Origin of the sequence: Limosilactobacillus secundus, assembly GCF_020784695.1 — a bacterium.
GTDB classification, from domain to species: domain Bacteria; phylum Bacillota; class Bacilli; order Lactobacillales; family Lactobacillaceae; genus Limosilactobacillus; species Limosilactobacillus reuteri_F.
Genome location: NZ_JAJGUA010000024.1, coordinates 131,612 through 155,310 on the forward strand (window position 1 = coordinate 131,612; position 23,699 = coordinate 155,310).

25 protein-coding genes are annotated in these 23,699 nt (G+C 38.0%); 15 read left to right on the plus strand and 10 right to left on the minus strand.

Annotation, left to right across the window (positions count from 1 at the left end; genetic code table 11):
- Positions 1 to 180 precede the first annotated feature (180 nt).
- Positions 181 to 645 (minus strand): universal stress protein, encoded by a 465-nt coding sequence (locus tag LMB57_RS02350; protein WP_229271467.1) that lies wholly within the window; start codon positions 643 to 645, stop codon positions 181 to 183.
- A 204-nt stretch (positions 646 to 849) separates the two neighbouring features.
- Between LMB57_RS02350 and LMB57_RS02355 the strand changes: the two genes are divergently transcribed.
- Complete coding sequence (locus LMB57_RS02355) at positions 850 to 1,320, plus strand: Lrp/AsnC family transcriptional regulator (RefSeq protein ID WP_229271468.1); 471 nt, start codon at positions 850 to 852, stop codon at positions 1,318 to 1,320.
- Positions 1,321 to 1,366: 46 nt separating this feature from the next.
- Here LMB57_RS02355 and LMB57_RS02360 read toward each other — a convergent pair whose 3' ends face one another.
- Positions 1,367 to 2,680, minus strand: coding sequence for a cation:dicarboxylate symporter family transporter (locus LMB57_RS02360; protein ID WP_229271469.1), 1,314 nt, complete (start codon positions 2,678 to 2,680; stop codon positions 1,367 to 1,369).
- 249 nt (positions 2,681 to 2,929) lie between these two features.
- Here LMB57_RS02360 and LMB57_RS02365 point away from each other — a divergent pair, with 249 nt between their 5' ends.
- The gene (locus tag LMB57_RS02365; RefSeq protein ID WP_229271470.1) at positions 2,930 to 3,541 is read left to right on the plus strand and encodes a DedA family protein; all 612 of its coding nucleotides are present in this window, start codon (positions 2,930 to 2,932) and stop codon (positions 3,539 to 3,541) included.
- A 69-nt stretch (positions 3,542 to 3,610) separates the two neighbouring features.
- On the opposite strand, the gene LMB57_RS02370 is transcribed toward LMB57_RS02365, so the two are convergent.
- From LMB57_RS02370 to LMB57_RS02380, 3 genes are read right to left on the minus strand one after another with little or no spacing between them, the layout of a single operon-like run.
- Positions 3,611 to 4,603, minus strand: coding sequence for a LacI family DNA-binding transcriptional regulator (locus LMB57_RS02370; protein WP_035155412.1), 993 nt, complete (start codon positions 4,601 to 4,603; stop codon positions 3,611 to 3,613).
- Between the two features lie 37 nt (positions 4,604 to 4,640).
- Complete coding sequence (locus LMB57_RS02375; RefSeq protein WP_229271471.1) at positions 4,641 to 6,092, minus strand: UDP-glucose--hexose-1-phosphate uridylyltransferase; 1,452 nt, start codon at positions 6,090 to 6,092, stop codon at positions 4,641 to 4,643.
- Positions 6,093 to 6,118: 26 nt separating this feature from the next.
- A complete protein-coding gene (locus tag LMB57_RS02380; RefSeq protein WP_229271472.1) occupies positions 6,119 to 7,297 on the minus strand; it encodes a galactokinase in 1,179 nt (392 codons plus the stop codon).
- Positions 7,298 to 7,491: 194 nt separating this feature from the next.
- On the opposite strand from LMB57_RS02380, the gene LMB57_RS02385 reads away from it, so the two are divergent.
- Genes LMB57_RS02385 through LMB57_RS02400 form a run of 4 tightly spaced genes read left to right on the plus strand, consistent with a single transcriptional unit; the run spans position 7,492 to position 10,052 of the window.
- Complete coding sequence (locus LMB57_RS02385; protein ID WP_229271473.1) at positions 7,492 to 8,460, plus strand: SGNH/GDSL hydrolase family protein; 969 nt, start codon at positions 7,492 to 7,494, stop codon at positions 8,458 to 8,460.
- A gap of 29 nt (positions 8,461 to 8,489) precedes the next feature.
- Positions 8,490 to 9,272 carry a tyrosine-protein phosphatase gene (locus tag LMB57_RS02390; RefSeq protein WP_229271474.1) on the plus strand — a complete coding sequence of 261 codons (783 nt, stop codon included), beginning with the start codon at positions 8,490 to 8,492 and terminating at the stop codon, positions 9,270 to 9,272.
- 35 nt (positions 9,273 to 9,307) lie between these two features.
- Entirely contained in the window at positions 9,308 to 9,814 is a 507-nt protein-coding gene (locus tag LMB57_RS02395) for a YbhB/YbcL family Raf kinase inhibitor-like protein (protein ID WP_229271475.1), read from the plus strand.
- A gap of 13 nt (positions 9,815 to 9,827) precedes the next feature.
- The gene (locus LMB57_RS02400; RefSeq protein WP_124216211.1) at positions 9,828 to 10,052 is read left to right on the plus strand and encodes a hypothetical protein; all 225 of its coding nucleotides are present in this window, start codon (positions 9,828 to 9,830) and stop codon (positions 10,050 to 10,052) included.
- Positions 10,053 to 10,109: 57 nt separating this feature from the next.
- Here the strand turns inward: LMB57_RS02400 and LMB57_RS02405 are convergent, their stop codons facing one another.
- Complete coding sequence (locus LMB57_RS02405; protein ID WP_229271476.1) at positions 10,110 to 10,436, minus strand: hypothetical protein; 327 nt, start codon at positions 10,434 to 10,436, stop codon at positions 10,110 to 10,112.
- Between the two features lie 22 nt (positions 10,437 to 10,458).
- Positions 10,459 to 11,580 (minus strand): hypothetical protein, encoded by a 1,122-nt coding sequence (locus LMB57_RS02410; protein ID WP_229271477.1) that lies wholly within the window; start codon positions 11,578 to 11,580, stop codon positions 10,459 to 10,461.
- A gap of 106 nt (positions 11,581 to 11,686) precedes the next feature.
- Here LMB57_RS02410 and greA point away from each other — a divergent pair, with 106 nt between their 5' ends.
- Complete coding sequence (greA, locus tag LMB57_RS02415; protein ID WP_229271478.1) at positions 11,687 to 12,184, plus strand: transcription elongation factor GreA; 498 nt, start codon at positions 11,687 to 11,689, stop codon at positions 12,182 to 12,184.
- A gap of 250 nt (positions 12,185 to 12,434) precedes the next feature.
- Positions 12,435 to 13,187: a nicotinamide riboside transporter PnuC gene (gene pnuC / locus LMB57_RS02420; RefSeq protein WP_229271479.1), complete on the plus strand. Its 753-nt coding sequence runs from the start codon at positions 12,435 to 12,437 to the stop codon at positions 13,185 to 13,187.
- Between the two features lie 57 nt (positions 13,188 to 13,244).
- Here the strand turns inward: pnuC and LMB57_RS02425 are convergent, their stop codons facing one another.
- The gene (locus LMB57_RS02425; RefSeq protein ID WP_229271480.1) at positions 13,245 to 14,087 is read right to left on the minus strand and encodes an aldo/keto reductase; all 843 of its coding nucleotides are present in this window, start codon (positions 14,085 to 14,087) and stop codon (positions 13,245 to 13,247) included.
- Between the two features lie 79 nt (positions 14,088 to 14,166).
- On the opposite strand from LMB57_RS02425, the gene LMB57_RS02430 reads away from it, so the two are divergent.
- The 5 genes from LMB57_RS02430 to LMB57_RS02450 all read left to right on the plus strand — a co-directional run bounded on the left by LMB57_RS02430 (position 14,167) and on the right by LMB57_RS02450 (position 19,742).
- Positions 14,167 to 14,886: a response regulator transcription factor gene (locus LMB57_RS02430; protein ID WP_229271621.1), complete on the plus strand. Its 720-nt coding sequence runs from the start codon at positions 14,167 to 14,169 to the stop codon at positions 14,884 to 14,886.
- Complete coding sequence (locus LMB57_RS02435) at positions 14,879 to 15,859, plus strand: sensor histidine kinase (RefSeq protein ID WP_229271481.1); 981 nt, start codon at positions 14,879 to 14,881, stop codon at positions 15,857 to 15,859. The genes LMB57_RS02430 and LMB57_RS02435 overlap by 8 nt, the downstream gene beginning before the upstream one ends.
- Before the next feature lie 112 nt (positions 15,860 to 15,971).
- Positions 15,972 to 16,727, plus strand: coding sequence for an ABC transporter ATP-binding protein (locus tag LMB57_RS02440; RefSeq protein ID WP_229278038.1), 756 nt, complete (start codon positions 15,972 to 15,974; stop codon positions 16,725 to 16,727).
- A 2-nt stretch (positions 16,728 to 16,729) separates the two neighbouring features.
- Positions 16,730 to 18,655, plus strand: coding sequence for an ABC transporter permease (locus tag LMB57_RS02445; protein WP_229278039.1), 1,926 nt, complete (start codon positions 16,730 to 16,732; stop codon positions 18,653 to 18,655).
- A 241-nt stretch (positions 18,656 to 18,896) separates the two neighbouring features.
- Positions 18,897 to 19,742, plus strand: coding sequence for a homoserine O-acetyltransferase/O-succinyltransferase family protein (locus tag LMB57_RS02450; RefSeq protein ID WP_229278040.1), 846 nt, complete (start codon positions 18,897 to 18,899; stop codon positions 19,740 to 19,742).
- 113 nt (positions 19,743 to 19,855) lie between these two features.
- Here LMB57_RS02450 and LMB57_RS02455 read toward each other — a convergent pair whose 3' ends face one another.
- On the minus strand, positions 19,856 to 21,085 hold the full coding sequence (locus tag LMB57_RS02455) for an IS110 family RNA-guided transposase (RefSeq protein WP_229278041.1): 1,230 nt from the start codon (positions 21,083 to 21,085) through the stop codon (positions 19,856 to 19,858).
- A 363-nt stretch (positions 21,086 to 21,448) separates the two neighbouring features.
- Here LMB57_RS02455 and cysK point away from each other — a divergent pair, with 363 nt between their 5' ends.
- Positions 21,449 to 22,372, plus strand: coding sequence for a cysteine synthase A (gene cysK / locus LMB57_RS02460; RefSeq protein WP_229278042.1), 924 nt, complete (start codon positions 21,449 to 21,451; stop codon positions 22,370 to 22,372).
- A gap of 183 nt (positions 22,373 to 22,555) precedes the next feature.
- The gene (locus LMB57_RS02465; RefSeq protein ID WP_229278043.1) at positions 22,556 to 23,260 is read left to right on the plus strand and encodes a MerR family transcriptional regulator; all 705 of its coding nucleotides are present in this window, start codon (positions 22,556 to 22,558) and stop codon (positions 23,258 to 23,260) included.
- A gap of 145 nt (positions 23,261 to 23,405) precedes the next feature.
- On the opposite strand, the gene tnpA is transcribed toward LMB57_RS02465, so the two are convergent.
- Positions 23,406 to 23,699: IS200/IS605 family transposase (tnpA, locus tag LMB57_RS02470; RefSeq protein ID WP_229278044.1), on the minus strand; the 294-nt coding region annotated here is incomplete at its 5' end.

Genomic DNA, 23,699 nt, shown 5'->3' on the forward strand with positions numbered 1-23,699 from the left:
TCTGTCAAAAAAGGAATCACTCTAATTTGGGCGGTTCCTTTTTATTAATGTCTTTAAACTTAGTTGAAGAGCGAATGCATGAAACAAAAAAACCACCTGCTATGCGGGTGGACGATAAAAAGTATATAAAAAGAGTTAATGGTAATACTTACCACTAACCCCATTGATAATATTCAATGACTATTTAACTAGATCTACGTCAGTCCGTACAACCAAAACATCAACTGGAGCATTACGCTTTACATATGACGTAACTGAACCCATTACAGCTCGTTGCATCCGTGATAATCCACTAGCACCGATAATAATCATGTCGTTGTGGTGGTCCCGAGGGAAGTCAAACGCAATAATTGTCTTTGGATTACCAAGACGAATGTGGATATCAAGATTATCAAAGCCATCCTTATCCTTGGCATTTTTCAACAATTCATCAAGATATTGCTTTGATTTATCAACTAACTGGTAAGCAATACTTCCATCTGACATACCAGCAAAGTTATAAGCCATTGCTCGTGTATCAATTACATTTAAAATATCTATATGGGCACCATTACGCTTTGCGATTGCGATTGCACGATGCAATGCAAATTCTGATTCCTGAGAACCATCAACTGGAACTAGGATGTTTTGATATTCTTGATCCATAGATTTGAACCTCCAAACAAATTAGTAATGTCTTTAGTTAAATTATACCATTTTTTCGAAGAATAAAGCGAAGGAAACCAGAATAATACTGACCGCAGATAAAATTCAAAATTTCCTAAAATTTAGACTATACATTAATCTTTAATTAGAGTAATCTTAATGTATCCAATATACCTTTAATATTTGAAAGTGAGGCCGCATCTTATGGACAAGATCGATAGGAAGATTATTAACCTTCTTCAAAAAAACGCCCGTGCTTCTCTGAAAGAACTCTCTAAAGAATGTTTCATTTCATCACCAGCAATTGCGGCGCGAATCAATAAACTTGAACGAAATGGGATTATTACTGGTTACCATACAAGTGTTAACATGGAAAAAATTAACTTTCATGTTAAAGCTTTTATTCAGGTACAACTTGAGCCTCGCCAAAAACAAGAATTTTACCCTTACATTCAACAAATTCCCAATGTAATTGAATGTAACTGTGTAACTGGTGATTATTCAGAAATTATGGAAGTTGTTTTTCCTTCTACCACCGATTTAGATGACTTCATCAATACTATTCAACAACGTTTTGGGAAGACAAGTACACAAATCGTATTTAGTACAAGCGTTAACCACCGAGGAGTTAAGCTAGCTTCGGCAAAAGATACTGCCAATTCAGAAGAAGTATAAACATAAAAGCGAAGATGAGAAATACTCATCTTCGCTTTTATGTTTATTATTCAACTTCGGCATCAGTTTCTGTCGGTGCCTTCTCTTTTCCGTAATTATCTAAATATGCATTATATTTTTCACGGTCAAGAGCGCCTTCAGATTCACCGATAACAAGTGTGGCGATCGAATTACCAACCACGTTTACAGCAGTTCGTCCCATATCAACGAAACGATCAATTCCAGCAATGAAAGTCAAACCAGCCATTGGAACACCAATTGTAGAAACACTAGCGAGTAATACAACAAAAGAAGCTCCTGGAACTCCCGCCATTCCCTTACTAGTAATCATCAAAACTACTAGCAGAGTAATTTGGTGAGAAATACTAAGATGAAGTCCATATGCTTGTGCTAAGAAGATTGCTGCTAATGATTGATAAATTGCAGATCCATCAAGATTAAAAGTATAACCAGTTGGGATAACAAAAGCTGTAATCCCCTTGCTTACCCCCATCTCGTGCGTCTTTTTCATCAAACGAGGCAACGTAACTTCTGAACTAGCAGTAGTAAATGCTAAGACAATCTCATCAAGGATAGCGCGCATCGTCTTCCAATAACGTAAATGGAAAATATGAGCAGTTATACCGAGGACAACAATAATAAAGATTAACATTGTCACATACGCAATCACAATAAATAATCCTAATGGTAGCAGAGCACTAATACCCATTTCGGCGATTGTCATTCCAATTAAACCAAAGACCCCAATTGGTGCAAACTTCATGACCCAATTAGTAACTTTGAACATAACTTCTGAAACTGCATTTAATACATCAATTAAAATTTTAGCCTTTTCCCCAACAGCTGCAATTCCTAATCCGAAGAGAACAGAGAACAGGATAACAGGCATCATGTCACCATCAGACATGGATTTAAAAATATTCGTTGGAATAATCGACAAAATTAATGGCCAGAATCCGCTATTATGTTCTGCAGATTTTGCAGTAGACATATATTGCGAAATATCAGTTGCATGAAGTTTATGAATATCAATAAATGAACCTGGATGAGTAATGTTAGCCATTACAATCCCTAAAATCAACGCAATTGTGGTTAACACTTCAAAATAAATTAATGTTTTTCCACCAATCCGTCCTAACTTTTTAATATCACCAATATTAGCAATTCCGACAGTCAAGCAAGAAACAACAATTGGCATTACGATCATTTGAATCAGCCGGATAAAGATTGTTCCTAAGCTCTGCATAACAGTGATGGCACCCTTATTTTGATAGAAAATCAATCCACAAATAATACCAAGAGCCAGCCCAATCATAATTTGCCAGCCCATACTAAGGCGCCCGAAACGATATCGCTTCACTTTATATCAATCTCCCTTATGTAGTCTTATTATACTTTAGCACATTTTTAGTAAGATTTTAGCAATTTTTAAGATTTTATTTGATTAAATCCGAACACTTTTTACTCTCCCTAGGCATTTTATTCACTTCAATAAAATAATTCTAATTTATAATTCGTAATTTTAACTAAAGAAAAATAAGACCGCTACTAAGAATTTCTCTAATATGATAGAGTGTTTAGAGAAGATTTAATTGAACAGGAGTAATTTATGAACGCTTGGATAACGGAATTTATTAATCAGTTTGGTTATTTTGCAATTACCTTACTAATTGCCCTTGAAAATGTCTTTCCCCCGCTACCATCCGAAATTATCCTTACAATGAGCGGATTCATGACGACCACCACCTCATTATCAATTATTGGTGTAATTATCGCCGCAACAATTGGCTCGCTTATCGGGGCGCTTATCTTATATACTCTTGGTCGCCAGTTAACTGTTACACGCCTTGAACGTCTTCTTGCACACCGCTTCTTTAAGCTTTTAGGTTTTCATCAAGATGATGCTAAAAAAGCAGTCGATTGGTTTAATAAGCACGGCACAGGCGGAATTCTTTATGGACGTTGCATTCCTGTTATTCGCAGTTTGATCTCTATTCCTGCAGGGATTGCTCAAACCTCATTAGGAAAATTCTGCCTTCTCACTACTATCGGGAGTGCAATCTGGAATACACTGCTTGTTGTTCTCGGCGCGTGGGTCGGCCAATCGTGGAATAAAATTGTTATTATCTTTAATGATTATACAACCGTTGCTATTATCATCATGGCGATTACTTGCTTATACTTTGCTTATCGGTGGTATCAAAAAAGAATTAAAAAATAAAATGATTCAGTTTCTATTAGTAAATAGCACTAACGCCATTACTATCAAAACTGAACCATTTTTCATATACTATCGAGTTGTTTGCCGTTTGATCAAATGAGTTCCCACCACTGTCTTGCATGGATCATTATTCGGATTCTGCAGCCGTTTAATCATCATATCAACTGCGGCATGTGCCATTTCATCAGTGGCAACGTGTACTGCTGACATACTTGGATAAACGTACTTAACGATTGCTGTATCGTTAAAACTAATCAAGGCGATTCGATTTGGAACGTTGATTTTGGCTTCTTGAATTGCTTTAAGTGCGCCAACCGCCATCGGATCATTGGCTACAAAGATTCCATGCGGCATACGGTCACCAAGCGTCGCAATTGCCTTTTTCATCGCATTATATCCTGACATCGAGGTGTAGTTGCCAGCAAATATAAATTCTGGATGATATAGGTTTTGTTGACGCAGATTACTTTCAAAATAGAATCGCCGTAAATCAGGAACAATTTGTTGGTCCGTTGTTTTTTCAGTTCCTGCTAACATACCGATATCGTTAATCCCTTCGCTAACAAATTCTGAAATAACTGACCGCACTGCATTTTCAAAGTCCGGTACTAAGCAATCGTAACCAGCAGCCAAACTATCGTAATCAACAAAGACAATATTAGAAGTTACTAACCGCAATGCTTGAACTTGCGAATCACTAAATTTTCCAATCGCGATGATGCCCGTAACATCACGAGGAATCTCTTCCATATTGTTTTGGTAAACGGGAACAGTCTGGAGTCCCTGTTGTTGAGCTGCTCGTTCGATTCCCATCCGAATCGCCATGTAATATAGGTCATCTAATTCTTGTGTAAGAGAATACCATTGAACAACAGCTACTCGTTGTACTTGGTTATTACGTGCTCGCTTATGCTTAGTATAGTTAAACTCTTCGGCAGTGGCTAACACTCGCTGACGTGTCTTTTCATTTACAGAAAGCGTCACATCATTATTTAAAATTCGCGATACAGTCGCAATAGATACCCCTGCTTTATCCGCGATATCATGTAATGTTACTGCCATCCTGCTTCAGCGCCCCTTTCTTCATTTTAGGTTAAAACTATTTTAAAGCATCAACGAATCGTTGCCAACCTTCATTTCCAGCTGTGTTATCCTTAAAGACTCCTGCATTTTCCAAAACATTGGCAAAGACATTAGCAAGTTCTTGTTCCATAACCTCATCGACATTATCCTCGGTGATATTAATCCTTGACTGAACTTCTTTTGCCCATGGAAGATGACTATCTGCAATCTTATTTTCAGCACCAAGCCAAAACTTCTTGACTTCATTTAACTCATCCTTAAGCCGCGCTGGTAAGATAGCACGACCCATCACTTCAATCAAACCGATATTTTCCTTTTTAATGTGCCATAGCTTTTCATGTGGATGGAAGATTCCGAGTGGATATTCATCACTAGTATTATTATCCCGCAAAACTAAATCAAGAACAAACTTATCACCTTCCCGATGCATAATTGGGGTAACAGTATGATGACGAGTTTGCCCATCAAAAGCCTTAATATCAAGACTTTCATCACTGTATTGATCCCATACTTTAATAATATGCGTACCAAGGTCAATTAATTGCTCAGTATCTGTACTAGTTAAACGAATATCACTCATTGGCCAGTTAACGATTCCTGCATTAACAGCTGGATATTCATCAAAGTGCAATTCTTTCTTAATGGAGGCCTTCATCATTGGGAAAATATGCTTGCCACCTTGGTAGTGTTCATGAGCAAGCATTGAACCACCAACAATTGGTAAATCAGCGTTGCTTCCAACGAAATACGTCGGGAATTGCTTTTCAATTTCAACCAAGTTAATTAAAGTTTGCCGATTAATCTCCATTGGCTCATGCTTACTATCAAGGAAGATACAGTGTTCGTGGAAGTAAGCGTATGGCGAATACTGGAATCCCCATTGTTGGCCGCCTACTGTAATCCGAATAATACGGTGGTTGCTTCGGGCTGCTTGTCCAAGACGTCCCTTATAACCCTCATTTTCCATGCAAAGGGCACATTGCGGGTACTTCTTAGCGGTATCATGAGCAGCCGCGGCAATTGCTTTGGGATCCTTTTCCGGCTTTGAAAGATTGATGGTAATTTCAAGATTGCCGTACTTAGTTGGTTTATCAAAGACAACATTCTTCTTAATAGCAGCTACTTTAACATAGTCGTTACTAGTACATAGGTTATAGAACCAATCAGTCGCACTTGATGGAGATTGTTGGTACTTTTCCCAGAATTTATGATTAACTACTGATGGTGTTGGTGTCATCAAATCATAAAGTTGATCGTTTAAAATTTCCTTGGCAGTTTGACCATCATCAATTTTACCGCGTTGAACAGCTAAATCAACAAGTTGACTAACAAGAGATTCATCATCTTTAGCTTCAACATCTTCATCACCAACAAGGCCCCGAATCTTGTTTAAGATATAGATCCGGTCGAGTGGTTCATAAGTTCCACTAGCAATCACTTGGTCAGCAAACTTTTCCATTAACTTCATTTTCTCATTCCCCCACTAAAATACTATTAAAGCTTATGTGGTCCATCAACAACTTCAGCATCATAGAAACTGGCATCGTAACCAATCTTGTCACGATAGATCTTGCCAACGTTCTTCTTAAAGTCGTCTGCTGAAGCCTTCTTAACAATAGCAATCGCACTGCCAGCAAATCCACCGCCGACCATTCGGGCACCAAGGCAGCCTGGTTGATCCCATGCGTTTTCTGCTAGGGTGTCAAGTTCTTTACCAGTCACTTCATAATCGTATTTAAGTGATACATGAGAAGCATTGATCAAGCGGCCTAATTCTTCAAGATCACCCTTTTCCATTGCATCAATGGCTTTCTTTGTTCGTTCATTTTCACTAACTGCATGACGGGCACGACGAATTAATGTATCATCATCAATCAAATAAGTGTATTGATCAAATGTATCGGAATCTAATTCACCTAACTTATCTATATCTAGTTTCTTGTTAAGGCGTTTAACTGCTTCTTCACATTCTTGAACCCGTTCGTTGTATTTGGAACCCGCTAAGGAGTGGTTCTTATTAGTACTCATGATAACAATTTCATAGTCACCAAGTTCGAGTGGGAGGTACTTATATTCAAGAGTATTACAATCAAGATAAATTGCGTTATTCTCTTTACCCATCCCGACAGCAAACTGGTCCATGATTCCAGAATTAAGACCAACAAAATCATTTTCAGTCTTTTGTCCGAGTTTGACTAATTCAATTTCATCAATATCAAGGTTAAATTCATCTTTCAAGATATTTCCCATCAACATTTCAATTGATGCTGATGACGATAAGCCCGAACCATAAGGAAGAAAACCGTGGATGTATAAGTTAAATCCGTGATCAATCTTGAAGCCCTGTTGCTTTAGATAAACAAGCATCCCTTTAAAGTAATTAACCCACTTTTCATCTTTAGCACTTTGCGGTTCTGTATCATTAATGTCAAAAGTAATAACCTTACTGTCTTCTTCTTTTGCCGAATTAGCCGAGTAAATGGCTACTGTTGTGTCTTCACGCGGTCCATATACTCCATAGGTTCCAATACTGATTGCACACGGGAAAACATGACCGCCATTATAATCAGTATGTTCCCCGATCACATTAATCCGTCCTGGTGAGAAAAATACATCTTTCCCTGGTTCTTTAAACACATCTTGGTATTCAGCTAAAAATTGTTGCTTATCCATCAGAATAACCTCCATACATCAAGCAAACATTAGTAAACTTTTACTAAATATAATTTACTACTTTTTAACCACCTCGTCAATAAGCGCTTACAAATAATTCGACGCAACAAAGAAAACGATTACACGATAAAGAAGCTGATATACATAATTTCTTCTTTAATGCTACACTAGTCATAAATAATTGGAGGATTCAAATGAGGAACTACCAACCGACTGATCTAATTAAGCTTGCTTCACGTACGGGACGCTGGACTATTAAAAAGATTAATAATACGCCCACTTTATACACTACTAACCTTGGCAGCTACCTTCGTTTTAAGGCTTCAGGGGCTAAAAAGTGTCAAATTACTGTTTTGCCAAATCAAAATTTGCTATCTCCTAGCCAAGTGTTTGCTTTTCGAATTGATGATGGAAAGTGGCAACGGGTACAAGCTAGTTTAGCAAACATTGATATTCCACTTGATTCGGCATTACATACTATCGAAATAATGGCAGCCGGTAATACTGACATTGATGAAGTTTGGCGAGGTAATGAAGGCTTTGCGATTAAAAACATTTATCTCGACGGAGGTAAAATTACGGCAGCTCCTCAGCGTCCTTTGGTCAACTTTATCGGTGATTCAATTACGGCTGGTTGCTGGATAATTGGCAATCACCCTGCCGCTGACTACCGACCAGAGACTAACTATGCTGGAATTTGTGCAGACCTGCTTAACGTTGATAGTGTTCGAATAGCCTACTCTGCTGGGGGAGTGTTAAGACCTGCGACTGGCGGGGTACCAACAGCCGATGTCTTTTTAGGAAAAATTGATGATCAAACATCATGGACGCCTAATCACCCTAACCTCAACGTGATTAATTTAGGGGTTAATGACCGTCGTTTCCCCCTAGCTCAATTTATTGCCGCTTTTGACCTTTTTATTCAGCAAGTTAAGCTAACCTTTCCCCATGCTCCTTTAGCAATCATAATTCCTTTTAGTCAGACCTTTGCTTCTGAGATTCGAAAAATTGCCACTAAACATGACTGTTCGATAATTGAAACTAAAACTTGGCGCCATAGTTTCACTGATGGGCTCCATCCTGATCAAGCTGGCGCTATCACTGAAGGAAAAATGCTTGCTCAAGCTTTACAACCTCTTTTACCTCAATTCAGTGTACAATAGTAGTAAGAGTTAATACGAGGAGGATTCTCATGGCTAACCAACGCTTACTTCCAATAAAGAATGGCTATAATTTTCGTGATCTTGGAGGTTATCCAACAGCAGATGGGCATCAAACAAAATGGCATCGACTCATCCGTACAGGCTCACTTGCTCATTTAGATCAAACTGATCTGACTGTTTTAGATAATATTCCTATTTCTCTAGATATCGACCTCCGCGCTCCCGACGAAGTAAAGAAAAATCCTGATCGAGTGCCATCCCAAGCAAAGTATTATCATTTGCCTGTGTTTGAAGCCGACGAAACTGACGCCTCGCATAGTGATGAAGAAATCGCTGCTCAGATGCAACAACCAGGAAATGGCTATCACCATATGATTGATGTTTATCACCGAATGACCACGACTCCTTCAGCTAAGCAAGCTTATCAGAAATTATTTAATCTCTTACTGAATAATGAACACGGTGCCTTGCTATTTCATTGTACTGCTGGCAAAGATCGGACAGGGATGGCTGCTTATCTTATTCTCAGTGCCCTTGGCGTTGAACAAAAGATTATTATGGAAGATTACTTGCTAACGAATACTGTTACTCAAGATTTTCGTAATCACTGGCTGCAAGACATGCGGAATCATGGAGCCAGCGAGGAACTAGTGACAAACCGGGCTGCTCTTGCCTCAGTAGCTCCTGATTACCTAAATACAGCAATTAAAGGTATTACTCACAATTACGGAAACGTTAATCAATATCTTAATAATTACCTTGATATTACGCCTACCGAAATAAAAGATTTACGAAAATTGTATTTAGATTAGGCACGATTATAATTGTCTTATAAGGAGGAATTTTTATGCAAATCTCAGTACCATTAATTAATGGGATGTTAGCAGATGAATATGGTAAATATGCGCCAGCAGCTGATATGCTAGCTGACCATCCAATCAAGTCATTTCCAATTAAAATTATCAATGCACCAGCAGAGACAAAGACATTTGCAATCGTCTTTATTGATTATGACTCAACACCTGTCTGTGGTTTCACTTGGATTCACTGGTTAGCTGCCAACATTCCAGCAACGTTAACAGACATTCCTGCAAATGCTAGTCGAGAATTAGCAGATAAATTTGTTCAAGGAAATAATAGTAATGCCGGCTCGTTGGTTAACGGAAACCCATTGATAACTAGTGGTTATGTGGGTCCACAGCCTCCCGACAAAACTCATGATTATACTTTAATGGTGTTTGCGTTAGATGATACTTTACCCTTAAAAAATAAATACTGGCTTAATGACTTTATCCATGCAGCCAAGGGTCATATTCTAGCAAAAGCACAAATCGATTTGCCAAGTCGTGCATGAGGAGGAACTTATAATGGAAACAAGAATTTTCTTTAACCCAGGCGATTCAGTCGCTAATATTCATGATTATAATGAAGCTGTTCGGAAGGGACAAATTTTTAAACAAGCACGTCATAATGATGAACTTGTCATCGCTAAAGATCCTAATGATAAAGAATACGCAATTTTTTATGCTAAGGATGCCTTACCAGCTGAACACGGAAAGTCAAAGCCCTACGAAATTAAAAATCGTCTTTAAAATAAAAAGTGACTCGTGGCAATTTCCACGGGTCATTTTTTTATGATAATCAAAAGCTTAACGACCACCAACAATTTGGGCTGTCGAATTTTCAAGCCGTTCAATTAATGAATCAGCGTTGTTCTTAAAGTCATCAATAAACGAGCGCGATTGTGGTTGAATGCGTCCTACTTCATCACCCATAATATCCGTAACGACTAGGTCATCCCCATCCCACTTCACATCATCATAATGACCTTCAAGAGCTTCATCAAAAAATGCTTGGAGTATATCCCGAACAGCATTTTGAATAACAGCCTTTTCGTCAACTTGCTCACCACGTACCTGATGTTGAGCCAGCTGCATTGCTACTTCTTCCATATTTTCTGGAATTTCAACGCTCATTATGGATTCCTCCTCTAAAAAATTAATGGCGACGTAATTTCCGCCGAGCCTTTTTACTAAACTTGATTCCTTGAAGGGACTTCTTTTTCCGCTTTAATTGTGAATCAACTTGATTACCACTACGCTTAGCCACTTGTTGCTTTTGTTGCATTTCGCGTTGACGTTTGAGCAGGCGCTTACGTTCATATTCGCCCCATGGATTCAATAGGCCACGCATAAAGTCAGCAACTTCCTGCTTATGGTCGTCCATCCACGCTTCTGCCACATCTGCATCATCAGTATCGATACCATTACTATTGATGAACGATAAAACTAATTGGGTTTCCCGCTCATCACGATTTAGTGAGGCAAGCATGTCTTCTGATGGTTGCATATTAGCAATTGCTTTCAAGCCCAACTTATATTGATCCATGTTAATATAGTCATTTTGCTTCAAGTATTCAAACAAGGCCTGCGCACTTGGTACGATGTTATGAATTTGCTTAATTGAAATATGTGGATCTAATGGCATCATCATGCCTAATACACGTTGCAAGTTGCTGAAAGTCCATTGACCTGGATATTCATTGCATTCTTGAACCATTAATTCCAAGAACTCTTGCACAACATAGTTTAACTCAACATCATCTAATTCAAGATTATTGAATTGGGAAGCCGACTTAATAGCTTGTTGCACGTTTGCTAATAAGTCCTTGAACTTCTCCGGTGTCCATGTAATTTCTTTTTTAGCAGGACCTGCTTGAACCGGGGTTGCTTCTGTTTTGTCATTCTCCGCATTCCCATGTAATTGTGCCCATGTCTTATGTGCTTTCCGACACTCGTTCATCTTTGTCCGTTGTTCTTCCATTGCTTTTACAACTTCCGCAAGATTTTCAACTTTCAAAAATTCTTGATAAGCTCGCAAAACTGGAACAACCGCAATTCCAAATTGATTAGTTAGTGCTGGATCAGCGATGAATTCCCCGACCATGACCGCTTTTACTGCTTCTGGTGTCCAAGTAGTATCGGTCAAATGCTGATCATTTGCCATCTGGTTATTAAAACGCGTCAAAATATCCTGTGCATGCTTTTGCTGATTAGCAGATAACTGATGATAGTTGGACGAAGTAAGAAACTGGTCAATATGTTGTTCTTGTTCGTTCATTATCTATATATCCTCCGTCTCCAAATTGAATTTTCCTTTCTATCATATCATAATTATATCTAGTAAATATAACAAGATTGCTAATATACAAGGAGAAACTATACCAATGCAACGAAAAAAGATCCAAGAAGCAATGAAAAATGTCTATTTTCAAAAAATGACTGCAAATGGCTATCATGAAATTGAAGAACAAATTGCAAAATTACAACAGCAAAGGCCTGCAAAAATTGAACAATTAAAAGCAGCTCGTGCGCTTGGTGACTTATCCGAAAATACGGAATATAGTACTGCTAAGCGTGAGTTACGTCACCTTGAGAGCAGGCTTCGGTACCTCAATAAACAGCTTCAATATGCTGAAATTGTGACTCCCAAGAATGATCACACTATTGATTTAGGGACAACCGTGACAATTGAATTTGAGGATGACCATGAACAAGAAACTTATCATATTGTGGGAAAGCAGGAAGCTGATCTTGCCAAACAAAAAATCTCCTTTGATTCTCCCCTCGGTCAAGCGCTTCTTCACCAAACAATTGGGACAACCGTGACTGTTGAAGCTCCGCAATCTTCATATAAAGTTAAAATTGTTAAAGTTGAATTATAATGTTGATAAGTCATTCAATGCTCCCTAATCCGCTAAAGGAAATTTTTAAATTTATTATTTTCAACAATAGAGTTAATCTTCCGGCCTTTACTTAATTTAAGCGACCGATTAAATAAACTTTAGGGTATTGCATCCCTGATTTTGACCCGGTATACTATTAAACGTTGCTTTTTTGCATCCACAATATCTTGTGTTACTAGCCGGCAGCAACCACAAAATTACACAATATATAGTAGAGGGAGTCATATTAATGATTAGCGATTATTTTAAATTTCTTGCCCACCAATTAAAGGGCTGGCCACAACAAAATTATTACCTATTCTTTTTCAGTCTTGGCTGTCAGGTAATGACTTTAGTTAGTGCTCCAATAACGTGGGTAACTGTCATTACATTTATTGGAACCACCCTTGGAGTACTTTGCGTTTTAGCAATTAATGCTGCAAAGTCGGTAAATGGTTTCTTAGGTATTTTATCAGCATTATGTTTTATCATCGCTGGTTTTAGTGCTAAAAATTATTTAAGTATTGCCGAACAAATCGCCTATGTTATTACCCTCGATTTACCAGTATTACTTTCCGCAAACTGGAATGTTAACATGGCATCAAAGATCCGTAAATTCAATGCTCGTTCATGGACGGTTGCCATCATTGCAACAATTATCGTTTATTTTGTTTCTGGTTATTTAATCGGTCATCTTACCGACGATCCACGACCATGGATTGATGCAATCAGCTTTTCCATCAGTCTTTCCGCTGGTGTTATTTGCTTCTTGCGTTTTAACAACCAATATTTCTGGTGGCTTGCATCTGGTCTTGCCCAACTAGTACTTTGGTTTGTTTCTTACAAGCAAGGATCTGCTACTTTAGCAATGGCCGTTAATAGCTCGATTTACCTTATTAATGATGTTCTCGCCTTTACCATTTCACCATGGTACAACGAACGTGAACGTCAACGCCTTAGTAAAGAAGAAGCAGCTTATGCCAAAGAAATGGGCTTAGAATAAATATAAAAACAGCAAAGAGATTGAAATATTTTTTCAGTCAATTTGCTGTTTTTTTGTTTAATATTGTTTATTGTATTCATAAACTAATTCTGGTTCACGACCAGTACGATGATAAGCATTTAATGCATCTATCTGGGCCATCTCTTGGGCGCTAAGTTCGAAATCATAAATATCAGCGTTTTGGGTAATTCGTTCTTCGTGAACTGATTTAGGAATAAAAGAAACACCATTTTGGAGATGCCATCGCAATATAATTTGTGCGGTGGATTTATTATGAGCAGCAGCAATATCTTTTAATACTGGTTCGTTGAGGACTGCTCCTCGCCCTAAGGGACTCCAGGTTTGCGTTACTATTTGATGTTGATGATTAAATTGTAATAGTGGTTTTTGTGTTAATAGCGGATGTAACTCGATTTGATCAACAACCGGCATTTCATTTGCTTGGGTTGCTAAATATTGAAGGTGAATCATTTGGTAATTACTTACCCCAATCGATTTAGCAAGTCCTTCTTTTTTCATTTCTTCACAAGCCCGCCATGTATCAAAAAATGATCGTTCAATTGGCCAATGAACAAGCAACAAATCAACATAATCCATTTGTAATTTACGTAAGGATTCTTTGACAGAAGCAATGGCTTTATCGTAACCTTGATTTTCTTCTGCTACTTTAGTCGTCACAAAAAGATTATCGCGCGGAATGGCTAATTGCTTAAAAGCCGTCCCAACTTCTTGCTCGTTTCCGTATAATTGAGCCGTATCAAAAAGTCGGTACCCGTCTTCATATGCCTTTTTGACTGCTTGATTCATTGTCTCTTGTCCATCTACTTTATAAAGGCCAAAACCTTCTTGAGGCATTTTATTTCCATCAGCAAGAGTTAATAGGTTGTCCTTAATATCCATTAAAAATCACTTCCTTTCCTTATCTTTAATCAGCAATTTAGGATTGTCAATATTGAAGTTTTCTTTTCTAAACAAACTAATGTATGATGAGCTTATATCTATTTACGGAGAAATAATTATGGCTAAAATATTTATCGTTGAAGATAATCCTGATATTATCCATTCTACAGCTCAAGAATTAAATAAATGGCAACATGACGTTATCACAATTAACGATTGGCAAAATGTTGCAAATGAAATTATTGATGCAAATCCAGATCTTGTTTTATTTGATATCACCCTCCCAACCTTCGATGGTTTTTATTGGATTCAAGAGGTTCGTAAACATAGTCAAGTACCGATTATTGTTATTTCTGCAGCTGAAATTGATACCAACGTTATGCATGCAGTAGCCGCGGGTGCAGATGATTATATTATGAAGCCATTTGCAATGACGGTACTTTTAGCTAAAATTCAAGCTTTGTTACGGCGAAATAAGCAAACGACTGATGCAGAAAAAATAATGTGGGATCATAATTCATTCAATCCCCTTACTAATATTCTTACGAACGAAAATGGTACTGCCCAGCTCACCCCAACTGAAGGTGCTATGCTCCAAGTTTTACTCAGTCATCGTAATAAAATTGTTTCTAAGGAGCAATTACTTCAATGGTTATGGCAAGGTGGCAAGTACCTTAATGAAAACACCCTTAACGTTAATATTAGTCGTTTAAGAACTAAACTAAGCACAATTGGTTTACAGCAATGTATTCACACAGAACGTGGTCTCGGCTATCGATTGGTGGAAAACAATGAATAAACATTATTTCAAATTATTTTGGCGCTCAATCCTTTTTCCTACTATTGGCTATCTTTTTCTTTTAGGCCTGATTGGGCTTTTAGTAATTTTATATAATCTCCCAACTGTTTTTTGGGGCGATGTGATTCGCTTTTCTCTTCCTTTTTTTATAGTGTGGCTTATCGGGAGTGGTGCAATTAAATATTATCGATTGCGCCATTTAAATAGTTCTCAGCTTGATAAATTCATTCCTGCCAATATGACCGAGGGAAAACTTGTTGAACTATTGCAAGATGAACAAGCAAAAAACATTGACACAATTCGTCAGTTACAAGCAACTCAACATGAACAACTTGATCACCTTGAATTATTTACTCATGAAATTAAAAACTATTTGACAAGTCTTAATGCCGCGGCAGAAAATGCACCGACTGTCGCAAGCGCAGAAGTAAAAAAGAATATCCATCAAGCTAACTATTATCTCAATTTGTTGTTAAATGACGAACGACTAGCAATTAATAATCATGATTACGATTTTCAATGGATTGATATTGCCAACTTAATTAATAATATTTTGCAACAAAATTCTGCTGTCTTCATTCATAAACAATTGATTCCAGAATTAGCAGGCCTGGATGGAATTAAAGTTCTCACTGATCGTAAATGGTTGCATTTTTGCATTGAACAACTACTTTCAAACGCAATTAAATACTCATCCCCTAATAGTACAATTAATATTTCCTGGGAAATGAACTCTTTGCAGATCGCTGACCATGGATGCGGTATCTCAATGAATGATCTTCCGCGAGTCTTTGACAATGGCTTTACTGGGAAAAACGGGCACCAAACAACTGCTGCTACCGGGATGGGATTGTACCTTGTTAAAAAAGTTACTGAGCACTTGAATTTCAAGGTTAGCATTTCATCAGTTCAATCTCAGGGGACGACAGCTATTCTATCTTTCTTACCAGATAATATCAGGTCATCAAACTAATTCTTACAAAACTGTAAGGTTCTGTACACTTCCGTAAGTAGGAAGTTGCACAGGACCTTTTTATAATTAAGACATAATCAAAACAAGTTCTCTACCAGAAAGGAAAATTACTATGACATTATTAAATCTTCAACACGTTCAATGCGTCTATAACCATAACTCCGCTAATCCAGTAATGGCCTTAAAAGATATTACCTTTAAAGTTGAAGAAGGAGAGTACGTTGCAATTATGGGAGAATCTGGTGCTGGTAAAAGTACCTTATTAAATATAATTGCAACTTTAGAACAAGCAACTAACGGACAGGCAATCCTTAATGGTCAAGATCTCCGTCAACTCTCCAAAGACGATGCAGCTCGTTATCGGCGAGAACACCTCGGCTTTGTTTTCCAACATTTCAACTTACTTGATAGTCTCTCAAATCGCGACAACATCTACTTACCACTTGTTCTAGCAAAAACTCCGGTAGCAACAATGGAAAAACGGATTAAGCCCTTAATTGATCGCTTACGTATTAATAAAATCATTGATCGTTTTCCAAGTGAAATTTCTGGCGGTCAGCAACAGCGAATTGCTATTGCACGGGCGTTAATCACCCACCCAGATCTCCTTCTCGCTGACGAACCTACTGGAGCTTTAGATTCAAACACCAGTAACGAAATTCTTGAAATCTTTGATGAAGTTAATGCTAACGGTCAAACAATTATTATGGTTACGCACAGTACCGCTGCTGCTAGTCATGCTAAACGCACACTCTTCATCAAGGATGGACGAATCTATCATGAACTCTATCGTGGTGATCTTTCACTTAAAGACTACCAACAACAAATTAGTCAGACAATGATGACCTTAACGAATGGCGGTGAATAACGATGCTCTTTTTCAAACTGATTAATTCGAGCTTTAAGCGAAATCTTAAAGTTTACATTCCTTACCTCATATCAATGACAATGCTAGTTGCTATTAACTATATTTTTAAGGCGGTCGAAATTAATCGCAGCCTTAAAGATTTGCCAACCGCGGCGGTTACTAAAGCATTAATGCAGACAGGATCAACTTTTATTATCCTTGTAACACTTGCGTTTATGGTCTACGTCAATCGGTTCTTGTGGCAACAACGTCAACAAGAAATGGGTCTTTATAGTATGCTGGGGATGACAAGACGAAACTTACAAGTACTAACAGTCATTGAAAAGTGCTATCTTTTAGTAATCAGCCTTTTTCTGGGAATTTTATTTGGGGTTATTTTTGATCGACTCGCTTTTCTTGGCTTTGCTCATCTCTTGCAAATCGATCATTTATCGCAACCTTGGATAGAATGGGGCGCGATAATAAATACAATCATCATCATTGGCGGCTTTTTCTTAATCTTAATGGTTATTGATCTGATCAAACTTCTCCGGTTAAATCCGAATGAATTATGGCATCCCCAACAAACTAAAATCGCGCGTCATGGTAAGTTCTTTACCTTTGCCGGACTTTTGGGCATTGCGGCGCTTGCCTACGCCTATTATCTCACAATTACGGTTAAACCACGGATATCAGCTTTAACAACATTCATGACTGCTGTCTTTTTAGTTGTGATTGGAACGTACCTTATTTTTATCGCTGGGAGCATCATTGTCCTTAAACTCCTGCAAAAAAACAAAGGATATTACTATCGTCCTCGCCACTTTATTGCGGTTTCTGGAATGTTACAACGGATGGAACAAAATGGCGCTAGTCTTGCAACAATTTGTTTACTCTGTAGTTCTGTCCTGGTAATTTTATTTACATCCTTAACTATGTATGCTGGTATTAATGATACGGTTAATTCTTTTGCCCCACGTGATCTTACAATTATCACCTCGCAGAAACTCACTGCACAACAAGAATCGACCATCAATTCTGTTGCTAAAAAGCACCATGCTCACCTTAATAAGCACGTTACCTTTACAACGAGCGCTCCGCAATACGGCTACTGGAAAAAGAATCGTTTCATCAACCAGGGTAATTTACAGGATATGACTAATCGAACTACCAATACGGTCATTACCATGTCGACGGCAACTTATAATCGGATTGCGGATAAACATGTTAAATTAGCAGCAAATAAGGCTTTGATTTATTCCCCTGCTAAAGAACATCGTGGTACTTTACAGATTGGTGCGCAAAAATACCAAGCTACTCCTATCCATGACTTTAACTACTACTTCAATCCAAGTCACGCTATTTATTCACCAATTTTTATAATCACAAATAAACTTCCGGCAAACACTGCCACAATTAACTTCACAGGAATTAATTATCACTTAAACGGCAGCAAGAAAGCTCATCTTAATTTTGAAAATGATCTTCAAGCACAGCTTCACTTGCCAAATCAAGCATATTCTTCGCGGACAAACCTTCGCAGTCAATTGACCAGTCTCTATGGTGGAATTGTCTTTTTAGGAATTCTCATTAGCTTTGCCTTGGGAATCACGACAACTGTTGTCATTTACTTTAAACAAATTACTGAAGGTTATGAAGATCAATATCGGTTCAAGACTATGCAACAAGTTGGTTTAAGCCAGAAAGAAACAACCAAGAGTATTCACAGTCAAGTACTGATGGTCTTCATGTTGCCAGTAGTTGGTGCAATAATTAATCTTTGCTTTGCGATCCCTGCAATTCGGCAAATTCTAATTCAATTTAATTTCTATAATGTTCGATTGATGGCGATAATTGCCGTATCAATTACTCTTATCCTCCTATGCCTTTACTTTGCTATTTACGGACTTACTACCAGAATGTACCGTAAAATCGTTGAGCAAGGTTAAGCACTATAAATTGACATTTCTTATTTTAGCGGTTACACTTTAGTTACTATAAATAAGTACGACCGATAAAATGAGGAGATGTCGTTCATGATTCTTATTAACACCACCGTCATAAAAAAACTTACAAGCTGTTGCTAAACTACTCACGACAGATTAAACTGCCTTTATTTAGGCGTAATTAATCTATGTTATTGTTTAGTGACAGTTTTTAGTTTAATTTAGATTATATCGAGGTGATTTCATGGCAGCAGATCCATTAAGAATAGGAATTCTTAACTTAATGCATGACAAAGTAGATACTCAACTGCGATTTACAAAAGTACTTTCTGAGGGACCCTACAATGTTGATGTCCAATACTTTTACCCTCAAACCCACTATACTTCTCGCCCTGTCCCTAACCTTGTTCAAGAGATTTCCCAGCCTTTAGATTTAAAACAAGCTGCCACAATGGATGCTTTTATTATCACCGGTGCCCCAATCGAACAACTTACATTTGAAGAAATTACGTATCTTGATGAGATTCATCAACTGATTGACGTATTAGTTGCCAATAACATTCCGCAACTTTACGTGTGCTGGGGAGCGATGGCGGCTGCTAACTACCTTTATGATATTCCCAAATTTCAATTACCTGAAAAAATTTTTGGAGTCTTCCACAATTATTTGCGCGCGCAAGACCCCTTCTTAAAAGGATTACCTGATGGCTTTCTTGCTCCCCATGCTCGTTATGCCGAACTTAATCTTGCCAAGATTATGAAAGATCCCCGATTAGTGATTAATGCTGTGACCAAAAATAACTTCCTATTCTCGTTCCGCGCTCGAGAAAAGAACCAATACTTTCTTTTCTCTCATCTTGAATACGGGAAGGATGCCCTTTTAAAGGAATACTTACGAGAACGAAATGCTAATCCCGGCGTTGAGTATATCAAGCCGCAAAACTACTTTCGCGATCCGCTTCATATGAAAGATCCCGAATTCAGCTGGGCAACTACCCAACGAGTATTCTTTGATAATTGGCTTCATTCAGTTGCGGACCACATCGCTACACAACAATTTGTAAAGTCATGTGGTAATAAGTCAAGATAAAATTATCACTGACAAACTTGTTTTGACCAGATTTTTGACGCACTTAAATAAGCCTTGATCCCAAGGTGTTTTAAAAGCTAAGCGTCGAGAATCAGTTTATCTTCCTATACCAATTACCTCTTTTCCTGATAGATTTGATGATTTTTGAGTAGGAAGAAAATCACCCTAATAAGTTTACGTGCGGTAAGGACGAGAGCGCGTTTTGATGGGGTATGCTTTACTTCTTGATATTTACGCCGATAATATTCACCAAAAACTGGATCTTGGATTCTAATTCTGTTGGCAGCTTCAACCAAATAGTATCTAAGATAAGCATTACCAGTTCTCTTGAGCGGAGTATTATCACTAGCGTAAGTTCCGGACTGCTTTTCTCGCCAGGAAAGCCCAGCATATTTAGCCAATTTAGCTTCATTATCAAATCGTTCGATTTGACCAATTTCAGCTAAAATACCAGCAGCGTATACTGGGCCAATTCCGGGAATGGAGCGCAAAATCTGTTCTTCATCAGTTACTTGAACTACTTTCTCAATTGCTTTGTCGAGGTCTTTAATCATCTTCTGAAAAGCTTTAATTTCCTCGGCATAAACGGAGAGAACTGTATCAACTGAATTAGCAATTACTTTGTCTAAACGATAAGAAGCACGAACTGCCTTTTGAATTGTTTTCGCCAAGGCTTCAGGGTTCGCGAAGCGACCCCGGCCGTGTTCATTCAGATAATCGGCTAAATCAGTAATCGAAAGATTAAGTAAGTCATCAGTAGTCATATCTTCAGTTAGTAGACTCATCATCGTTGAACCGAAGATGGAAGTATTCAGTTCATCAGAAATTCCTAATTTATTGAGCTTGTAGTATAGGTTCTCAATAAAGTGTTGCTTAGCCCGAGCTAAGCTTTGAACAAGCTCATATCGGGAACGCGTTAAGCGTTGCAGGGCAATGTAGTTCTCTTGACGAACAATCCCTACTGAATAGCGTCCAACACGTAGGAAGTCAGCAATGTAAAAAGCGTCGATTTGATCATTTTTATCTTCAGCGAAGACATCATGATAGCGCTTAGTTTTCTTAGGATCGATAACCACGGATTGTGTATTGAACTTTTTAAGGTCCGAGTCTTCTTGGAAAAACATTGCTGGGTGAAAGCTGTAAATGGAAGTGGCTTCCATGCCAATCACAACTTGGTCGAGATGATTTGAATTCGCCGTATCAATAATCATGTTTTTTAATTCTGTTGCGCCTTTCAAATCATTAACAAAGTTACCATGGAAAACAACTTCAGTTGTTTCTTCAGAAATCATTGAAGTTACTAAATCTTTTGAGCTAACGTCAATACCGACAAAAAGTTTCATTGGAATGGCCTCCTTTCATTAAAATTTACTGGTCTTAATCTGATCACTGCATGATAGCCCCTAATTACAATCACTAAAAACATCCTCGCAAGTATCAGTATTCATTGGTTAGAGAGTTAAAGCTGCACCTAATCCTACTCTGAATTAGTAAACTATCTAATCGATACAGCATGTGAGTTCGAAAATCAGTAGATTGGCTGGGCGGCAGACTTCATAAGTAGTTAAAAACTACAGGAGGTATTAACCTATACCAGTTGACCAAAGCCAATGATAATTAGAGGTTATCATGCGGTGACCAGAAAACAAGGTGTAATGTAGCAAAATCCGTAAGGATATATTTATAGAATACGAGGAGTAATTAATATGACAGAAATCACAAATTCAATCGTAAATTTAATCGGTAATACTCCGATTGTTAAGTTAAATCACGTTGTTCCTGAAGATGCAGCAGATGTCTATGTAAAGCTTGAATTCTTTAATCCCGGCGGTTCAATTAAGGATCGGATTGCCCTCGCGATGATTGAAGAAGCGGAAAAAAACGGTAAATTACAAGCAGGGGGAACAATCGTTGAACCAACCTCTGGAAACACCGGTGTTGGATTAGCCATGGTTGCGGCTGCTAAGAGATATCATCTTATCATCACCATGCCAGAAACAATGAGTATTGAACGCCGTAAACTTATGCAAGGTTATGGGGCCGAACTCATTCTTACTCCCGGTGCCGACGGAATGAAAGGTGCAATTGCAAAAGCAGAAGAATTAGTTAAAGAAAAAGACTACTTTATGCCAATGCAATTTGATAATCCAGCAAATCCAGCAATTCATGAAGAAACTACGGGAAAAGAAATTCTTGAAGCATTTGGCGATGATATTCCGGACGCATTTGTTGCTGGTGTTGGGACTGGAGGAACGCTTACTGGGGTTGGTCATGCACTGAAAAAAGTTAATTCTAATGTTCAGGTTTATGCTCTTGAACCAGCAGAATCTCCAGTATTAAAAGAAGGGAAAGGTGGCAAGCACAAGATTCAAGGTATCAGTGCCGGCTTTATCCCAAAAGTTCTTGATACTGATGTTTACGACGGAATCATTGAAATTAAGAGCAATGACGCAATTGCAATGGCACGCGAAGTCGGTCACCAAGAAGGAATTCTTGTTGGTATCTCGGCTGGTGCTAATATCAAGGGTGCAATTGAAGTTGCCAAAAAGCTTGGTAAGGGTAAGCAAGTTATTACTGTTGCTCCCGATGGCGGTGACCGTTACCTTTCAACAGAATTATTTGATTATTAAAAATTAAAACGTAAAGAAAGACAGCAGTCACTTGTGATTTCATTTTTTGACGCGTAGCCATCCTTGTGGGGGTGGGACTAAAAACTCGCAAGCGAGTTTTTAGTCCCACTCTCTTTTCTTTTTTCTATTGACCACGACCTTACGTCATTAGCTACACTTAATAGTATGAAAGGAGTGGTTAACATGTATACGACTGGTCAATTAGCAAAAAAATGTAATGTTTCAATCAGAACAATCCAATACTATGATCGCCGGGGGTTGCTTCATGCTAAACGAACAGAAAATGGATTGCGCCATTATGACGATCATGATCTTAAACAACTTCAAGAAATTCTAATTTATAAACAACTAGGATTCAGCTTAAAGGATATTCAACAGATTATTAATGACACTGACAATAATACCCTACAAAGCCTAATTATTAACCAACGAAGTAAGCTCCAGCAAGAAATTAAGGATGCTTCAGCGCAATTAGCAAGTCTATCTCAACTAGAAACTTTTTTAAATAAACATTCTGATTTCCCAGGAAATATCAGTCAAAGCATTTTTGATAAGATCAAAAAGATAAAGAAGTTAAAACAGCTACGAATTAAATTGTTGCTTATTGGTATCAGTATCGACTTCATTCTTTGGGGCAGTATTCTTTACTTTCTTTTTTATCAAGGAAATTTGATATGGTTATTATTAGGAATCCTTATTACAGTTGCTTTAACTTGGTATATTACCATAAATTATTACCATCATACTTGCTATATCTGTCCTCATTGTTCTCATCAGTTTAGAGTATCGTTTAGTAATTGGCTTTTTGCACGTCATACCCCTAATACAAGGTATCTTACATGCAATAAGTGCCATCAAAAAAATTATTGTATTGAAGAATATTATTAATCATAACCACCCGTCAAACGGGTGGTTTGCACATCGGCTATAAGCCGATAATAAAAGCCGGCGTCTCAAGGCGCTGGCTTTCGCTTTGCTCAAGCCAAAATGCTCTGACTACTTTGCCACCGCTTTAAGCGGTGTTTGTACTACTTCACTTACCCTTAAAAGGGTCCGAATATTCCACACTTGTTAGCTTATCCATTGCTATATCATGTTTCTCTTGATCTCGGATATACTTCTTTATCGTGGATTCATTCAATCCAACTGTACTTACGTAGTAGCCTTCAGCCCAAAAATGTCGGTTCCCATATTTGTATTTTAAGTTTGCATGTCGATCAAACATCATTAATGCACTTTTCCCTTTTAAGTATCCCATAAACTGCGATACACTTAGCTTCGGCGGAATACTTACTAACAAGTGCACATGATCTGGCATCATATGACC

Bases quoted from the DNA above. Each gene is read 5' to 3' on its own strand.
- LMB57_RS02375 (WP_229271471.1), bottom strand. From the start codon at position 6,092: ATGAAGTTAATGGAAAAGTTTGCTGACCAAGTGATTGCTAGTGGAACT.
- greA (WP_229271478.1), top strand. From the start codon at position 11,687: ATGCAACGAAAAAAGATCCAAGAAGCAATGAAAAATGTCTATTTTCAA.
- LMB57_RS02400 (WP_124216211.1), top strand. From the start codon at position 9,828: ATGGAAACAAGAATTTTCTTTAACCCAGGCGATTCAGTCGCTAATATT.
- LMB57_RS02355 (WP_229271468.1), top strand. From the start codon at position 850: ATGGACAAGATCGATAGGAAGATTATTAACCTTCTTCAAAAAAACGCC.
- pnuC (WP_229271479.1), top strand. From the start codon at position 12,435: ATGATTAGCGATTATTTTAAATTTCTTGCCCACCAATTAAAGGGCTGG.
- LMB57_RS02425 (WP_229271480.1), bottom strand. From the start codon at position 14,087: ATGGATATTAAGGACAACCTATTAACTCTTGCTGATGGAAATAAAATG.
- LMB57_RS02395 (WP_229271475.1), top strand. From the start codon at position 9,308: ATGCAAATCTCAGTACCATTAATTAATGGGATGTTAGCAGATGAATAT.
- LMB57_RS02440 (WP_229278038.1), top strand. From the start codon at position 15,972: ATGACATTATTAAATCTTCAACACGTTCAATGCGTCTATAACCATAAC.
- LMB57_RS02350 (WP_229271467.1), bottom strand. From the start codon at position 645: ATGGATCAAGAATATCAAAACATCCTAGTTCCAGTTGATGGTTCTCAG.
- cysK (WP_229278042.1), top strand. From the start codon at position 21,449: ATGACAGAAATCACAAATTCAATCGTAAATTTAATCGGTAATACTCCG.
- LMB57_RS02450 (WP_229278040.1), top strand. From the start codon at position 18,897: ATGGCAGCAGATCCATTAAGAATAGGAATTCTTAACTTAATGCATGAC.
- LMB57_RS02405 (WP_229271476.1), bottom strand. From the start codon at position 10,436: ATGAGCGTTGAAATTCCAGAAAATATGGAAGAAGTAGCAATGCAGCTG.
- LMB57_RS02445 (WP_229278039.1), top strand. From the start codon at position 16,730: ATGCTCTTTTTCAAACTGATTAATTCGAGCTTTAAGCGAAATCTTAAA.
- LMB57_RS02390 (WP_229271474.1), top strand. From the start codon at position 8,490: ATGGCTAACCAACGCTTACTTCCAATAAAGAATGGCTATAATTTTCGT.
- LMB57_RS02380 (WP_229271472.1), bottom strand. From the start codon at position 7,297: ATGGATAAGCAACAATTTTTAGCTGAATACCAAGATGTGTTTAAAGAA.
- LMB57_RS02435 (WP_229271481.1), top strand. From the start codon at position 14,879: ATGAATAAACATTATTTCAAATTATTTTGGCGCTCAATCCTTTTTCCT.
- LMB57_RS02370 (WP_035155412.1), bottom strand. From the start codon at position 4,603: ATGGCAGTAACATTACATGATATCGCGGATAAAGCAGGGGTATCTATT.
- LMB57_RS02455 (WP_229278041.1), bottom strand. From the start codon at position 21,085: ATGAAACTTTTTGTCGGTATTGACGTTAGCTCAAAAGATTTAGTAACT.
- LMB57_RS02465 (WP_229278043.1), top strand. From the start codon at position 22,556: ATGTATACGACTGGTCAATTAGCAAAAAAATGTAATGTTTCAATCAGA.
- LMB57_RS02385 (WP_229271473.1), top strand. From the start codon at position 7,492: ATGAGGAACTACCAACCGACTGATCTAATTAAGCTTGCTTCACGTACG.
- LMB57_RS02430 (WP_229271621.1), top strand. From the start codon at position 14,167: ATGTATGATGAGCTTATATCTATTTACGGAGAAATAATTATGGCTAAA.
- LMB57_RS02410 (WP_229271477.1), bottom strand. From the start codon at position 11,580: ATGAACGAACAAGAACAACATATTGACCAGTTTCTTACTTCGTCCAAC.
- LMB57_RS02365 (WP_229271470.1), top strand. From the start codon at position 2,930: ATGAACGCTTGGATAACGGAATTTATTAATCAGTTTGGTTATTTTGCA.